Source organism: Streptomyces sp. NBC_00104 (genome assembly GCF_045160825.1).
Taxonomy (GTDB): domain Bacteria; phylum Actinomycetota; class Actinomycetes; order Streptomycetales; family Streptomycetaceae; genus Streptomyces.
The window spans coordinates 3,861,471-3,877,334 of record NZ_CP108215.1 but is presented as its reverse complement, the minus strand read 5'-3'; the positions used below and the strand labels follow the sequence as shown (position 1 = coordinate 3,877,334).

At 70.2% G+C, this 15,864-nt stretch carries 11 protein-coding genes and 1 pseudogene; 11 read left to right on the top strand and 1 reads right to left on the bottom strand.

Annotation, left to right across the window (positions count from 1 at the left end):
• Window positions 1–219: 219 nt before the first annotated feature.
• The 4 genes and pseudogenes from OG272_RS17035 to OG272_RS17020 form a co-directional block, all read left to right on the top strand.
• Window positions 220–1,041 (top strand): S1 RNA-binding domain-containing protein, encoded by an 822-nt coding sequence (locus OG272_RS17035; protein ID WP_405893940.1) that lies wholly within the window; start codon window positions 220–222, stop codon window positions 1,039–1,041.
• Between the two features lie 118 nt (window positions 1,042–1,159).
• Window positions 1,160–1,750, top strand: coding sequence for an SMI1/KNR4 family protein (locus OG272_RS17030; protein WP_327729719.1), 591 nt, complete (start codon window positions 1,160–1,162; stop codon window positions 1,748–1,750).
• Between the two features lie 1,117 nt (window positions 1,751–2,867).
• On the top strand, window positions 2,868–3,311 hold the full coding sequence (locus OG272_RS17025; protein ID WP_327729720.1) for an RICIN domain-containing protein: 444 nt from the start codon (window positions 2,868–2,870) through the stop codon (window positions 3,309–3,311).
• 48 nt (window positions 3,312–3,359) lie between these two features.
• A pseudogene (locus OG272_RS17020) lies at window positions 3,360–3,617 on the top strand (hypothetical protein); the annotation flags it as partial.
• A gap of 271 nt (window positions 3,618–3,888) precedes the next feature.
• Here the strand turns inward: OG272_RS17020 and OG272_RS17015 are convergent.
• Window positions 3,889–5,409 carry a collagen-like protein gene (locus OG272_RS17015; RefSeq protein WP_405893937.1) on the bottom strand — a complete coding sequence of 507 codons (1,521 nt, stop codon included), beginning with the start codon at window positions 5,407–5,409 and terminating at the stop codon, window positions 3,889–3,891.
• A 266-nt stretch (window positions 5,410–5,675) separates the two neighbouring features.
• On the opposite strand from OG272_RS17015, the gene OG272_RS17010 reads away from it, so the two are divergent.
• The 7 genes from OG272_RS17010 (at window position 5,676) to rpmA (ending at window position 15,852) form a co-directional block, all read left to right on the top strand.
• A complete protein-coding gene (locus OG272_RS17010) occupies window positions 5,676–6,812 on the top strand; it encodes a glycosyltransferase (RefSeq protein ID WP_405893935.1) in 1,137 nt (378 codons plus the stop codon).
• 117 nt (window positions 6,813–6,929) lie between these two features.
• Window positions 6,930–8,213, top strand: a complete 1,284-nt coding sequence (locus tag OG272_RS17005) for a hypothetical protein (RefSeq protein ID WP_327729723.1) — start codon at window positions 6,930–6,932, stop codon at window positions 8,211–8,213.
• Window positions 8,214–8,261: 48 nt separating this feature from the next.
• Window positions 8,262–9,131, top strand: a complete 870-nt coding sequence (locus OG272_RS17000) for a TIGR03936 family radical SAM-associated protein (protein WP_328223067.1) — start codon at window positions 8,262–8,264, stop codon at window positions 9,129–9,131.
• A 246-nt stretch (window positions 9,132–9,377) separates the two neighbouring features.
• Window positions 9,378–13,523 (top strand): ribonuclease E/G, encoded by a 4,146-nt coding sequence (locus OG272_RS16995; protein WP_405893933.1) that lies wholly within the window; start codon window positions 9,378–9,380, stop codon window positions 13,521–13,523.
• Window positions 13,524–13,765: 242 nt separating this feature from the next.
• Entirely contained in the window at window positions 13,766–15,067 is a 1,302-nt protein-coding gene (locus OG272_RS16990) for a phospholipase D-like domain-containing protein (RefSeq protein ID WP_328223063.1), read from the top strand.
• A gap of 195 nt (window positions 15,068–15,262) precedes the next feature.
• On the top strand, window positions 15,263–15,583 hold the full coding sequence (gene rplU / locus OG272_RS16985) for a 50S ribosomal protein L21 (protein ID WP_200303235.1): 321 nt from the start codon (window positions 15,263–15,265) through the stop codon (window positions 15,581–15,583).
• A 14-nt stretch (window positions 15,584–15,597) separates the two neighbouring features.
• Entirely contained in the window at window positions 15,598–15,852 is a 255-nt protein-coding gene (gene rpmA, locus OG272_RS16980; RefSeq protein WP_020115438.1) for a 50S ribosomal protein L27, read from the top strand.
• The last annotated feature ends 12 nt before the right edge of the window (window positions 15,853–15,864 follow it).

The window sequence follows — 15,864 nt, the reverse complement described above, 5'->3', positions numbered from 1 at the left end:
GGTGAGTGAGGCGCTGCGGCGGATCGCTGAGGCTGTGGCGGATGCCACGGAGGATGAGGTAGCCGCAGCGCTCGGCTCTCTCGGGGTTGTGAAGGCGCGGCGGGTTGTGCCGAACCTTCCGAGGACGCCTCTGCCGGGGCTTGGAGGCCGTCCGGGTATCCAGTCCGAGGTGGAGTGGGTCTGACGGGTCCGGCGGCTTCTCGTGAGACCGTGGGCGGCATGGGGGAGGCGACGACCGATCAGGTTGTCATGAGGTTTCTGGCAGGGCTCCGGGTCGGTGATCTGTGCTCGGGGACGGTCGTGGCGGCCGCTCGGTCCGAGGTGTCGGTGATGCTGGACGGCTTCTCGGCGCGCCCGCTCGGCGTGGTGGTGGAGACGCTGGACTTCTCGTGGCGTCGACGCCAGGCCGAAGGCGCGATGGACGGGCAACGAATCACCGCTGAGGTGATTGCCGTGGATCTGGACCGGGGTCGGGTTCGGCTTTCGACGGCGGCGACTGAGCACGCGGAGCTGTGGATGTTTCTCCGGCGGCTTCGGCGTGGTGCGATTTTGACCGGCGTGGTGGCGGCGATCGAGCGGTTCGGCGTGTTCGTGGCTCTGGACGAGGGCCCTGACCATCCGGTTTTTCCCGGCGTCGGCTTCATCACGTATCCAGAGCTGTCCTGGCGGCGCTTCGAGGCGGCGTCCGAGGTCGTCGAGGTCGGACAACGCGTGTCGTGCGAGTTCTTGCAGTTCGACACGTGGAACGGGGAGGCGCGGCTGTCCCTGCGAGCGCTGCAACCAGATCCTTTCGCGGTGTTCGCCGAGGGCATCGCTGTCGGCCGGACACTGCGTGGGCGGGTGACGAAGCTGGTCCCGTTCGGCGTCTTCGTTGAGGTCGCGGACGGGGTCGAGGGTCTGGTCCCGCTGTCCGAGCTTGGTGTGGAGCCCGTGAGCGCTCCGGAAGGCATCGTGCAGATCGGCGACGAGCTCTCGGTCATCGTCACGGACATCGATCGAGCGCGACGCAGGCTGACCCTGTCGACACATGGCCACAACTGAGCGAGAGCGGGTAGAAACTGTTGCCGCTGTCGGTGAAGAAGACGGCTGCTACCAGCTGACCAGTTGCCCGCCGGACGGCCAGGGCGGAGTGTCGGTGCCTGGTGGTAACTGTTGGCGCATGGATGACGCGATCTCGGGTGTGATGGGCCTGCTGCGTGAAGCCTTTCCGGCGGAGTGTCGCCGTCGTCCTCTGGGCTGGGAAGCGCTCGGGGCCTGGGAGAGCAGGCACGGCGTGGTGTTGCCGGAGCCGTATCGCACCTTTGTGGCCGAGATCGCGAACGGGACGAACGAAGGTCCGCCCGAGGGGGGTGGTTTGTTGCCCCTGGGAGAGAAGCCGATCAGCTGGGTGTCCTGGGAGGCGGACTGCTGGATGAGTCCGGAGCCGTTCGACGGCACCGCCGAACGCTTGCCCGGCCGGCCCTTCCCCCTGGAGGAGGAGTGGCAGTGGGAGTACGACTACTACGATCACGCGCTCCACTCGTCCCTGTTGCACCGGACGTACCAGGACGGTTCAGTGCTGCTGGGGGCCGACGGAGTAGGTGAGTATTGGACGTTGGAGGTGGCCGGGCCGCAGCGTGGGCGCGTGTGGCGGCTCTGTGACGGCTGCGCCACGCCTTACACCGGTTCTCTCGCTGGGCAGTCGGAACACGGCTTCGCGCACTGGGTGAAGGACTGGCACGCTGGAAGCGGTTGGTGGAGCTCCGAGTAGAACGCTCAACTGCTGACCTGTTCTTAAAAACTTGAGTCTCCTCTGCGGCTGCTGCGCTCGGAGTTGTATCCGGGGTGTGCCCCCAGATGGACACCCACATCCAGATCGGCCCCACGGGCAAGAAGCTGCTGCCGTTGTCGGTGAAGCAGCCGGCTCCGACCAGCTGAGACGGTCTCCGGGGTGAGTGGTGAGGCGTTGCGACGCATCACGGATGCGTTGGCGGACGTGACGGAGGAGGAGGCTGCCGCTGTGCTGCGCGGGCTGGGTGCTCGCGGGGTGTGGCAGCGGTCCTCGCGGGAAGCGCCTAGGACGCCGCTGCCGCCTCCTGTGGGCTCTGCGCGGGTTCGGTCCGAGGTGGAGTGGGTCTGAGACGGTGCCGGTGACTGGAGCCCTGCGGAGGCGCCCGTGACGGGCGGTGATGACGTCGAGGGTGATGGTGCGGCTGCGGGGCGTCGTCCCGCGCGGGATGTACCTGCGGACCGCCGGTCGGTGCGCCGTGCGATGAGGGTAGATGTGCGGGGAGCTCACATCGGCTTGATGGTGACCGCCCTTGCGGTGGTTGTCGTCGCCACCCTTGGAAGCCTCGGACGGGCAGGGATAGTCGCGGGCTGTTTCGGTGCCTGGTACTCCATGGCGCTGTTGGTTGTGCATCTGCGCGCTTGGCGTGGTTGGAACGCCGTGCGGCGCGCGTACGTGGCTACGTTCGGCTGGGGGGACCACATCACGCCGTGAGAGCAGCAGTCGCGCCGTGGCTTGGCCCACCGACTCCGTCGCCGGACCATCACGAAAGATCGATGTGCCGACGCACGGTAGCTGTCACCAGCAGCAGCCGTCATCCTGCGCTTTCGCGCTGGTGAGGCGGCGCAGTCGTCACCAGATCGGCACGCTACTTGTCACCCGCATGGGATCGGCAGGGCAACTGTCACCGGATACGCCAAGATGGCGCCGGAGGCCCCTTCGATGAGCTAGTCGAACACCGGGATGAATCCGCTGTACTCCTGATGGGTGACACAGAGCTTTTCCGACCTCCATTGGGCGTCGGCAGGGAAGGGATGCGTCGGCCCAGAAGATCGGCGGGGCCCCTCGCGGGCACCGCACGTCAGAAGTGGAGTCGGCCTTGGCACCCGTACCGAACGGCGCCTACATGATCACCCGTCCCGGTGAGCAACTGCTCACGATGGAGGGTGGGTCGTCGGAGCCCAAGACGCCCGTTGTGCTGCTGCCGCCCACCGGCAACCCCGGTGAGCAGGAATGGCAGCTGGAAGAACTCAGCAACGGCAACTGCACGATCCGCAATCTCCGCAGCGGGACGTACCTGTCCTTCGACGGTGACCCGGAGCAGAACAAGCCGGTCGTTGGATTCCCCGAGCCCCGCGAGTGGGCGCTCTACCAGAGCGCGCAGCCGCACACCTTCCACGTCGTCGTTCCTGGAGGCCCCGTCAGCGGCACGGAGTTGGCCCTGGATCTCAGCCTGCTGCGGATCTTCCCGCCTCGCATCGCCCTGAGGCCCCTCGACGTCAGCAACCAGCGTCAGGCGTGGACCTTCCAGTTCATGGAGTAGAGGAGTGAACCGGGTGCCCGGGTCGGTGGCCGACCCGGGCACCGCCCGAAAGGCACCGTCCCCGCTGGCGGAGGCAAGGTCACCTTCGAGATCGACTAGGACGATCCGAAGAACCCCACCGGCAACCGGTTCACCGGCGAGCGCTTCGAGAAGGCCCTGAACGTCACGCTCAACTCGGTGGTGTTCCGCTCCTCCGGCCAGGACCTGACCACCGCCGGCACCCACATCGAGATGACCTCCCGCCTGACCGAACCCGTCCTCCTGGGCTTCGCCGTCCTCGCTATCCGCAACCGCGTCAAGCGATGACCCCGCCGCCATCTGAGGTAGTTCATCACGGAATGCGCAAGCGTCGGTTTCTACGCTGCTTCCTCAATCCCGTAGAGCCGTATACGCCCGGCAAGAAGCTGCTGCCGTTGTCGGTGAAGCAGTCGGTGGGCAGTGGGCAGCACGGCCACTGACCGTCCACGGTCATGAGCGTGGAACGGTCGTGGCCGTGAGGGGCACAAACCGTGAGGCGCATGGTCGGAGGGGTGTCCGGAGGCCGGTCGGCCGGTATCCGGACACCCCTTCTCGCGTGCTACCGCCGGTTGGTCACGCGGGGTGTGACGGCTGCGCCGCCGTTGGTGATGTTGTCCGAGGGCTGGAGATCGACCCTGAGCCAGGGCCGCGGGTTGCCCTGGGCGTCGTCGCAGTTCAGGGTGGCGCGAGGCTCCGTGTCGACCGCCACGCAGGTGGTCTCCCAGATCTGGCCCACGGTGGTGACGACGTTGAACTTGACGAGGCCCTTGTCGGCACTCGCGTGCTCGCCCTTGTACTGACCCTTGCCCTCACCGTGGCCCGTGCCCGTGCCCGTGCCCGTGCCCGCGTTCGTGGCGTGGTCCGTGCCGGTGCTCGTGGCGTGGGCCTGGCCCGTGGCCGAGCCCTGCTCCTGGCCGGTGTCCTTGGAGTAGCCCTCGCCTGAATCCTGGGCGTAGTCCTTGGCGGTGTCCTGGCTCTGGTTCTGGCTCTGGCCTTGGCCTTGGCTCTGGGCCGTGTTCTGGTTCTGGTTCTGGCTCTGGCCGGTGCTCTGGCTCGTGCCTTGGCTGTGGCTCTGGCCGGCGTCCTGGGTCGGGCTCTGGCTCGTGCCCTGGCTCTGGCTCTGGTTCTGGCCCGTGTTCTGGCCGTGCTCCTTGCCCGTTTCCTTGTGCGTGTAGCCATGGCTGTTGGCGGGGGTGTTGACGGAGACGCCGCAGGCGAAGCCAACGGGCCGGTCCTGTGAATCACGGCCACCAGCGGGGAAGTTGGGGTGGGTGGTGAGGTCGGTCCACAGGAACGGGTGGGCGACCGCGCCCCGCAGGTCGCGGATGCCCGCGAAGACCCGTCCGTCGGTCAGTACGACCCGGAACTCGAGCTTCTTCGAATCCTGCACCGCGTCGATGTCGGAGCAGGGGCCGGCGGGGCCCGTGGCGCCGGTCGAACCAGTGGCTCCGGTGGCCCCCGTGTCTCCGTCCGCTCCTGCGGGTCCGGTAGGTCCGACTGGACCGTCCGCTCCGGTGGGCCCGGCCGGGCCTGTGGGGCCGACCTCGCCGGTGTCGCCCTGAGGTCCGATGTCGCCCTGGGGACCGGTGTCACCCCGGGGGCCGGTGTCACCCGTCGCGCCCGTGGCGCCGGTCTCTCCCGGCGGGCCGGTCGGACCGCTCGGACCTTCCTCGCAGTGGCCGCCGTTGTCACCGAGGGTCGCGGTGCGGTTGTGGTCCTCCTCGTCGTACCAGTAGGACGACGATCCGTCGTACTGGCCCTGCTCCTGCCCGGCCTGCTGCTCGCTCTGCTGCTGTCCGGCCTGCTGCTGTGCGGCCTGCTCGCCCTGCTGCTGTCCGGCCTGCTCGTTGTGGGCCTGCCCGTCGTGCTGCTGCTGGTCGTGCTCCGCGGAGGGAGGGCAGCCGTCGCCCCCGGCCCTCGTCGTGGTGGCGTGCTCGGACACGCTTCGCGTTGCCGCGGCGGCGGGGCCGGCCAGTCCGGCTGTCACTACCAGCGCGAGTGAGGCAAACGTGCTGACCTTGGCGATCCTGTGTCGGGCCAGCGGGCCTATCAGCGAGATCGTCCTGCGCTCAGGACTCATCTATATGCTCCTTGTTTCAACCGGTTTGGGGTTTTTCCCCGCACTCGATCGTGAGCCTCACCCCTGTTCGCCGAGCCGACCAGCGCGCTGGCCCGGACGGGGAGGTAGATCATCAAGTCGGCCTAACCAGGGGTCACGGGTGGGCTAATTCAGCGCCGTCGGCGGCCATTTGTGAGATATGAGGGGGTATGTCACGCGGCCGCTCGGGCAGCGTTCCAACCCCCGGGACCGGTGAGGCCGTGAAGCCGCAGACCATCTGTCTCTGCATGATCGTCAAGAACGAGGCGCGGGTCATCGAGCGCTGTCTCGCCTCCGTCCGGCCTCTGATCGACACCTGGGTCATCTCCGACACCGGCTCGACGGACGGGACGCAGGACCTGATCCGCAAGGCGCTGGACGGCATCCCGGGCGAGCTGCACGAGGAGACCTGGGTCGACTTCGGGCACAACCGGACGCGGAACATCCAACACGCCCGGGGAAAGGCCGACTTCCTGCTCACCGTCGACGCCGACCACGTACTGCGCCAGGACGCGCCGCTGCCCCGGCTGACGGCCACCTCGTACATGCTGCGCTATGACGCCCCGGGCACCCAGCACCGCTTCAAGCACCTGATGCGGGGGGACCGGCTCTGGCGCTACGAAGGCGTCACCCACGAGTACCCGTGCACCGACGGATCCGACGTCCAGGAGAACCTGGACGCGATCGTCATCGAGGACCACGCCGACGGCGGCTGCCGCGGCGACAAGTTCGAGCGCGACGCACGTCTGCTCAGGCGGGAACTCGAACGCGACCCCACCAACCCCCGCACCGTCTTCTACCTGGCCAACACCGAACGCGACCTGGGCCACGCGCGCGAGGCGATCGCCCTGTACGAGCGACGTGCGGCGATGGGCGGCTGGGGTGAGGAGGTCTACTGCTCGCTCCTCGAAGCGGGGATCCTCAGAGCGGAGAAGGAGGAGGACTGGCCGGGAGCCATGGACACCTTCTCCCGGGCCTGGGAGTCGCGTCCCACCAGGCTCGAAGCCTGCTACGAGTTGGCCTCCCGTCTCCGTCTCCGACGCCGCTTTCACACCGCGCACGCCCTCCTCGTGGACGTCGTCGACCGGCCCGCGCCGGACGACCTGCTCTTCACCAGGCCCTGGGTCTATCGGTGGGGCCTGCTGTTCGAGTTCTCCATCACCGCGCACTGGGTGGGTGACCACGCCGCGGCCCTGGGGGCGTGCGACAGGCTGCTGGCCATGCGGGACCTGCCCGAGCGCGTCCGCCGCCAGGTCGAGATCAACCGGGAGTTCTCCGCCCCGCACGCCGCAGGACCGAACCTGTCCGCCGTGGTGCGCCGCCCCAAGGCCGCCCGGACCGGCAAGCCGGCCAGGTCCGCGCGGACTTCGGGACGCAAGAGGTAGGGGCCGGAGGCCGGGACACAAGGACGAACGGAGCGGGAATCTACGGGAATTCAACGGGGCGGGAATGTGCAGACGTGTGGCTGGATCCGGACAGGCTGCTGAGGCGTCTACGTCGTCATGGACCTGGAGAAGAGGACTGCCCGGCAGCCTGTCGAGCCGTCTGCCGAGCCGACGGCGGGGCAGACGGCGGGGCGGCAGCAGACGCCCGTGCGGCAACAGGCCCCCGTGCGGCAGCAGACGCATGAGGGGCAGCAGACGCCTGAGGGGTGTCTCGCCGTCGTGATCCGGATTCCCGTGCGGATCGTCGTGCTTGTGCTCGTCGTGCCGGTGCGGATGGCGTGGGACGTGCTCGTGGTGGTCGGGCGGTTCCTGACGGATGCCGTGCTGCGGCCCGTGGGGCGGGCGTTGCTGTGGGTCGGCAGGGCCGTCTTCGTGTGGCCGTGGGTGGCGCTGTGGCGGTACGTCGTCGTGCCCGTCGCCCTGGGGCTCGGGTGGCTCGGGTACCGACTGCTCGTCGTGCCGGTGGTGTGGGTGTACCGGTATGCGCTGACGCCCGTGGGGCATGCGATCGCGTGGGTGGCCGCCGGGATCTGGGGCGGAGTCGTCTGGGTGGCCACCGGGCTCTGGGCCGGAGTCGTCTGGGTCGCCCGAGGCGTCTGGGCCGGGCTCGGGTGGCTGTACCGGTGGACGTTGGCGCCGCTCGGGCGGGGCGTCGCCTGGCTGGCCAGGGGTGTCGGGGTCGGGATCGCCGCCGTCGCGGTCGCGCTGTTCACGGCCGTGGCCTGGCTGGTGCGCCACCTCCTCGTCGTCCCGGTCGTGTGGCTGTACCGGTATGCGCTGACGCCCGTGGGACACGCCGTCGCATGGGTGGCCCGAGGTGTCGTACGGCTCGTACGGATGATCTTCGCCGGGCTCTGGCTCGGCGTGTACTGGACACTGCGTGTGCTGCTCGTCCTGCCCGCGATCGCCGTGTGGCGGTGGGTGCTCACCCCGGTCGGACGGCTCCTCGTCGTCGTCGGACGGGAGATCCGGGACGCCCTCGGACACGCGTGGCGCGTGGCCGGGCGGATCTCGCTCGTCGTCGGGCGCTTTCTGGCGAACCTCTTCCGGTGGATCTTCGTCGAGCCGACCCGGTGGGTGTACCGGACCGTCCTCACACCCGCCGGCCACTTCGTACGCGATGCCGTGTGGAAGCCGGTCGCGGCGGCCGGGCGCGCTGTGGGCCGTACCACTCGGCAGGCCCTGGCCACCGCCCGCGAGTCCGTCCGCCAGGCCCGTGCCGGCGTGCGGTCGGCGCTCTTCGGGCAGCCGACGCGGCCGCCGTCCGTCCACGGTCGGGAACCGAGGGCCGCCGAGACACGTACTCTTGGTAGTAGTAAGACCGCACTCACGAAGGACTGAACGACACTGGGCAAGCGACAGCCCGAAGGCCCGCCGCCCGCACCCGCGGTGCAGCGCATCCGACTGCGCTACACCAAGCGCGGCCGCCTCCGGTTCACCAGCCACCGTGACTTCCAGCGCGCCTTCGAGCGTGCGCTGCGCCGTGCCGAGGTGCCGATGGCGTACTCGGCGGGGTTCACGCCGCATCCGAAGGTGTCGTACGCCAATGCCGCACCCACCGGCACGGGCAGTGAGGCGGAATACCTGGAGATCGCGCTCACCGACGCGCGCGACCCGGAGAAGCTCAGGATCCTGCTCGACGAGTCGCTGCCCACCGGGCTCGACATCGTCGACGCGGTCGAGGCCCGGACCTCCGGGCTCGCCGACCGGCTCACGGCCTCCGTGTGGGAGCTGCGCCTGGACGGCGTGGACCCCGCGGACGCCGCGCGCGCGGTCGAGGCCTTCAAGGCGGCGGACCTCGTCGAGGTCCAGCGCAGGACCAAGAACGGTCTGCGGACCTTCGACGCCCGGGCCGCCGTCGTCGACCTCGACAGCCGTGACGGACGTGACGCAAGCCACGGACCTGACGGTTCTGAGACGCCCGGTCCACAGCCCGCCGCAAGCGTCGGCTCCACCGGAGCGGCTGGCGCCGCGCCCCTTGCTGGGCCGACGGACCAGCCCTGTGCGATACTGCGGCTGGTTGTTCGGCACGTGACGCCTGCCGTTCGACCCGACGACGTCCTGTCCGGTCTCCGCGCCGTGGCCGACCTGGCGCCGCCGGTCCCCGCAGCGGTGACCAGGCTGGCGCAGGGGCTTTTCGATGCAGCGACCGGCACGGTGACCGACCCGCTCGCGCCCGACCGCGAGGCAGCGCCGGCCCTCTCAACGGCCGAACCCGCTACCGCCGCGAAGGCGTCGGCGCCGGTAGGCCCCGCGTAGGGACGGACGTCGTAGCGCAGCCCTTTGATCCGGGAGCCACCTGGGTCGGGCAGCGCACCGACCACAAGACTTTCGCCAGGCCGTACGCACACATGGCGTACGGAACCGGCGAGACAGGACACAGAGAGCTCCCGTGTGGCGCCCGCGCCCCGGACGGCGGCAGTCGCGTACGACGCGAGCCGCGGACGTCACCGGCCACGCCGGACCGGGTGCGGCGCCCGGGAGCCTGACGGGAGAAACGCCCGCATGCCCGAATCGATCGAATCCGCAGAGCCCGCGCAGGGCTCCGAACACAACACGCCGAGCGACACCCTGCCGCCGCGCCGTCGTCGCCGTGCCGCGTCCCGCCCCGCGGGACCGCCGTCCGCCGCCTCCGAAGAGGCCGCGGAGACCACCGCGCCGGCCATACCGGCCGCCGAGTTCGAGGACCTCGCGGCCGCCGAGCCGGACGAGGCCGTCGAGACCGGTGTGATCGGTGAGGTCGCACCGGCTGCCGAAGAGGCTGAGACCTCCACTGCCGTCGAGGATGCCGCACCCGCCGGGCGTACGCGCCGTCGCGCGACCCGCCGGGCCTCCGCGCCCGCCGGTGCGCCCAAGGACGCGGAAGCCGTCGAGGTCGTGGAGACCGTGGCACCGGTCGCCGAGCCCCCCGCCGTCGCCGCCGAAGTGCCCGCCGCCGTCGAGGAGCCGGCGCCCGCCGCTCGTACACGCCGTCGCGCGACCCGTAGGGCGTCCGCTCCTACCGGTGCGCCCAAGGCCGCCGAGGATGTCGCCGCCGAGAGTTCCGCCGTGGCCGCGCCCGAGGCCGCCGCCGAGTCCACCGCCGTCGCCGCAGCGCCCGCCGCTGTCGAGGAGGCCGCGCCCGCCGGGCGTACGCGTCGCCGTGCCACGCGCAGGGCCGCCGCCCCCGCCGGTGAGGCGGAGGCCGCCGAGGTCGTGGAGGCTCCGGCGGAGGTCGTGGAGACCGCGCCCGCCGCGGTCCAGGAGACCGCGCCCGTCGAGGAGGCGGCCGAGGAGGCCGCACCGCGTCGGACGCGTCGTCGTGCCACGCGCCGGGCGGCCGCGCCCGCCGGCGCGCCCGAGGGCGAGGCCGCCGAGGAGCGCGCGGCCGAGTCCGTCGTCGCCGAGACCGTGGCGGCGCCGGCCGTTCAGGCACCCGACGCCGACGCCGAGGCCACGTCCGCCGAGGCCGCTCAGGCGACCGCGGCTGCCGGGGACGAGGCCGAGGCGGAGGACGCCGGACCCCGTCGGACCCGTCGCCGGGCCACGCGCAAGGCCGCCGTCGGGTTCTCGGCGCCTGCCGCGCCGGTCGCGGAGGACGCGCCGTCGCGGCCGTCGCGGCCCGCCGTGGCCGTGTTCCAGGCGCCGGTGTTCACCGAGCCGATGTTCCAGACGCCGGAGCGGGCCGCGCAGGCCGCCGCCGATGCGGTGGCCGAGACCGAGGAGGTCGAGGAGGTCGAGGAGGTCGTGACCCCCGAGACCCCCGACTTCGTCGGGTCCGCCGAGGAGGAGAACACCGGCGGGTCGCGGCGTCGCCGTCGTCGTCGGGGTGAGCCCGCCGAGACGGAGCAGCCCGTGGCCGCCGCCGTGGTGACCGACGAGCCGGAGGAGCCCGAGGAGCCCGAGGAGGGCACCGAGGACACCGAGGGTGACGAGTTCGGCGAGGAGGAGTCCACCGGGTCGCGGCGTCGCCGTCGCCGGGGTGGCCGCCGCCGTCGCCGGGGCGAGTCGGCCGACGCCGACGACGCCGCCGAGGGTGACGACCTCACCGCCGAGCGGGCCGCTCAGGACACCGAGGACACCGCCGAGCAGGCGGACGAGGACGCCGAGGACGAGGCCGACGACCGCGAGGACTCCGGTTCGGGCTCCAGCAGCAGCCGTCGTCGCCGTCGCCGTCGTCGTCGCGCCGGAGACTCCGGCCCCGAGACCGAGGCCCCGGCCGCCTCCGACGACCCCGAGCGCACGGTCGTCAAGGTCCGTGAGCCGCGCGAGCGGCGCGCCAAGGACACCGAGCCGTCCGACGAGGTGCAGTCCATCAAGGGCTCGACCCGTCTGGAGGCCAAGAAGCAGCGCCGCCGGGAAGGCCGTGAGCAGGGGCGCCGTCGCGTCCCGATCATCACCGAGGCCGAGTTCCTCGCCCGCCGCGAGGCCGTCGAGCGCGTCATGGTCGTCCGCCAGAGCGGCGAGCGCACCCAGATCGGCGTCCTGGAAGACAACGTGCTCGTCGAGCACTACGTCAACAAGGAGCAGTCGACCTCGTACGTCGGCAACGTCTACCTCGGCAAGGTGCAGAACGTGCTGCCGTCGATGGAGGCCGCCTTCATCGACATCGGCAAGGGGCGCAACGCGGTCCTCTACGCCGGTGAGGTCAACTTCGAGGCGCTCGGCATGGCCCACGGGCCGCGCCGTATCGAGTCGGCCCTGAAGTCCGGGCAGTCCGTGCTCGTCCAGGTCACCAAGGACCCGATCGGGCACAAGGGCGCGCGTCTGACCAGCCAGGTCTCGCTGCCGGGCCGCTACCTGGTCTACGTCCCCGAGGGGTCGATGACCGGTATCAGCCGCAAGCTGCCCGACACCGAGCGGGCGCGCCTGAAGACCATCCTCAAGAAGATCGTCCCCGAGGACGCGGGCGTCATCGTGCGCACCGCCGCCGAGGGCGCGAGCGAGGACGAGCTGCGCCGTGACGTCGAGCGACTGCAGGCGCAGTGGGGGGACATCCAGAAGAAGGCCAAGAACGGCGGCAGCTCTAGTGCGCCTTCGCTGCTGTACGGCGAGCCGGACATGACCGTCCGCGTCGTCCGCGACATCTTCAACGAGGACTTCACCAAGGTCATCGTCAGCGGCGAGGACGCGTGGGAGACCATCCACGGATACGTCGCGCACGTCGCGCCCGACCTGGCGGACCGCCTGCAGAAGTGGACCTCCGAGGTCGACGTCTTCGCGACGTACCGCATCGACGAGCAGCTGATGAAGGCGCTGGACCGCAAGGTGTGGCTGCCCAGCGGTGGTTCGCTGGTGATCGACAAGACCGAGGCCATGATCGTGGTCGACGTCAACACCGGAAAGTTCACCGGCCAGGGCGGCAACCTGGAGGAGACGGTCACCAGGAACAACCTGGAGGCGGCCGAGGAGATCGTGCGCCAGCTGCGGCTGCGCGACCTCGGCGGCATCGTCGTCATCGACTTCATCGACATGGTCCTGGAGTCCAACCGGGACCTGGTGCTGCGGCGCCTCCTGGAGTGCCTGGGCCGCGACCGTACGAAGCACCAGGTCGCCGAGGTCACCTCGCTGGGCCTGGTGCAGATGACCCGGAAGCGGGTCGGCCAGGGCCTGCTGGAGTCCTTCTCCGAGACCTGTGTCCACTGCAACGGGCGCGGCGTGATCGTGCACATGGACCAGCCGACCGCCGCGGGCGGTGGCGGCAAACGCCGTAAGCGCGGGCGTGGCGGTGCCGAGCACGACCACGAGCTCGTGACCGAGGTCGCCGAGCCGGTGGAGTCGGCCGAGCTGGTCGAGGCCGAGGTGGCCGCCGAGGTCGCCGAGCCCGTGGCGCTGCCCGCGCCCGAGTACGAGCCGGACGAGGAGTTGTACAGCAGCGTCGCCGAGGCCGAGGCGGCAGTCGGACGTGGCCGTTCGCGCCGTCGTGCGACCCGGCGGGCGTCCGCGCCCTCGGGTGCGCCGAAGTCCCGCGAGGCCGTGGCCACCACCGTCTCCGAGGACCGTGCCCCGAAGTCGCGGGAGGCCGCCGAGGCGGAGCCCGTCGCGGTGGAGGATCCGGTCGTCGAGATGCCGGCCGCCGCGCCGAGCGCCGAGGACGCCGCGCCCCAGGGCCGTACGCGTCGCCGTGCGACCCGGAAGGTGTCCGCCCCGGCGGGCGCGCCGGCCGGGACGGCGGCTGACGAGGCCGTGGTGACGGTGACCGAGCCGGTCGCGGAGCCCGTGGTCGAGACGGTCGTGGAGCCGGTTGCCGAGCCCGTGGCCGAGCGGGCCGCGCAGCCCGAGGCGGTCGTCGCCGAGAGCGCCGCTCCGGCCCGTCCGCGTCGGCGTGCCGTGCGCAAGGCGACGGCGCCCACCGCGTCCGCGGAGGCGGCCGTGGTCGTGGTCCCGTCGGCTTCCGCCGTGGACGTGGCCGAGGCTCCGGTCGAGGAGTCCGCTTCGGTCGCCGAGGAGACCGAGGCCGAGGCGCCCGCCAAGAAGACGGCGGCGCGCAAGACGGCCAAGAAGGCCACGGCGAAGAAGGCCGCCACGAAGAAGACGGCGGCCGCCAAGAAGACGGTCGCGAAGAAGGTCACGGCCAAGAAGGCGGCGACGAAGAAGACGGCCGCGAAGAAGTCCACGGTGGCCGCCGAGCAGTCGTCGGCCACGGTCACCGCTTCGGCCGACGAGAGCTGAGCCCCACGGGGCTGACGCGCGGTCCGCTCCAACTGGTGCCCCTGCCGGGTGGTTTCACCACCGGGTGGGGGCACCGGCGTGTTCGGGGAGAGTAACTTCACACGAGCTGGAGAGCTTTGGAGAGGTTTGGTCATCTCTGTCACATCGTGAACACCACCCCCCACTTGGAGCACTTTCAGGCGCCTGTAACACTCACGTAGTCGTAGGTATCTGGATCGGGGCGGGAACGGGGAGGGGATCGCATGGCGCGTGTGCGCGTGCGTGGGGCGGTGGCGGCGGCCACCGTGCTGGCGGCGGCCGGTGTGCAGGCGGTGATGTTCGCGGGGACCGCGCAGGCCACCCCGAACTGGACCGAAGGCCCTCTCTTCAACGACCCGTTGGGCGAGGAGAGCGAGCAACTGGCGATACGCACGCGGCTCATCGAGCTGACGGCCGCCGCGCTGCCCGGCTCCACCATCAAGGTCGCCGTCTACCACGTCTGGGAGGCGTCCGTCGTCAACGCGCTCGTCGCCGCCGAGGAACGGGGCGTGCACGTCCAGGTCCTGCTGGACGAGTCGAGCGTCAGCGACCGTCCGACCAACACCGCCCACGGCACTCTCGCCGCCGCGCTCGGCACCGACCGTACGAAGGGCTCGTACGTGGTGACCTGTCCCGTCGACAGGTCCTGCCTCGGTGATCCGAAGTACGGGCAGTCGATCATGCACAACAAGTTCTGGCTGTTCTCGGCGGTCGAGGGCGCCACGAACGTGGTCGTGCAGACGACGTCGAACTCGACGCCCTCCGCGCACACCAAGTTCTTCAACGACGCGCTGCTGCTGCCGAACAACCCGACGATGTACGACGCGTACGCGGACTACTTCGACACCCAGGTCGCCCAGGACTGGGCGAGCTGGGAGTACCGGACCGTCAGCAACGGTCTCTACAAGGCGTACTTCTTCCCCCGGGCGGGGAGCAGCCGGGCCACCGACAGCGTGTACTCGGTGCTCAACAACGTGCAGTGCTCCTACAAGGACACCGCCGGGGTCACGCGGCGGACATGGGTACGGGTGGCGATCTTCAAGATCACACGGATGGCGATCGCCGAGAAGCTGGTCGCGCTGAAGAAGGCCGGCTGCGACGTCAGCATCGTGTACGCCGAGTCCGACAGCGCCAAGAGCAGCGGCGGGACCAAGGGGACGTGGGAGATGATGCACACGTCCGGCGGGCCGACGGTGCGGTGCTACAACGACGACAGGGACCCGCTCAACCCCGGTCAGAAGCTGACCACGCCGTACATCATCCACACCAAGTACATCCTCGTGGACGGCCAGTACGACGGGGTACGCAACAAGATCAGCTTCACCGGGTCGGGCAACTACACCGGGCCCGCGCTGCGCGAGAACGACGAGTCGATCGTCAAGGTCGACGACGACGCCGTGCACGACATGTACCGAACCCACTTCAACAAGGTCATCGCCGTCGCCCACCCGGGCAAGGCCGACACCACGGACCTGTGCGAGGGCGTGAAGCCGCTGCCGGCGGACGGCGAGAAGCCGACCCCATGACGCGGGAGGGGCTCGGTTTGACCCCTTCGGGCATGGCCCCGTAACCTTGACCGTCGGCGTGTCCGTAGGTAGCGATGCGTCACATCCCCGTAAACCTCATTCCTTCCGCGCGCCGGGCGCCGTGGGAGAGGCCGTTCGCATGTCGGGCGGCTGGACTGCGGGGGTGCCGTTCCCGAGCGAGAGAGTGAGATCCGCTTGTACGCCATCGTGCGCAGCGGTGGTCGCCAGCACAAGGTTGCTGTCGGCGACATCGTTGAGGTTGACAAGATTTCCACTGCCAATGTTGGCGACACGGTCGAGCTCTCGACCCTGCTCGTCGTCGACGGCGACGCTGTGACCAGCGACCCGTGGGTGCTGGCCGGCATCAAGGTCCAGGCCGAGGTCGTGGACCACCACAAGGGTGTGAAGATCGACATCCTTCGCTACAAGAACAAGACCGGCTACCGCCGTCGTCAGGGCCACCGCCAGCAGTACACGGCGATCAAGGTCACTGAGATCCCCGCGGCTGCGAAGTAAGGGACTGAGGAGACATGGCACACAAGAAGGGCGCATCGTCCACCCGGAACGGTCGCGACTCCAACGCTCAGCGGCTCGGCGTGAAGCGCTTCGGCGGTCAGGTCGTCAACGCCGGTGAGATCCTGGTCCGCCAGCGCGGCACGCACTTCCACCCGGGCTCGGGTGTCGGTCGCGGCAAGGACGACACGCTGTTCGCGCTGAACGCCGGTGCGGTCGAGTTCGGCACCAGCCGTGGTCGCAAGGTCGTCAACATCGTTCCGGCCGCCTGAGTCTTCTGACTC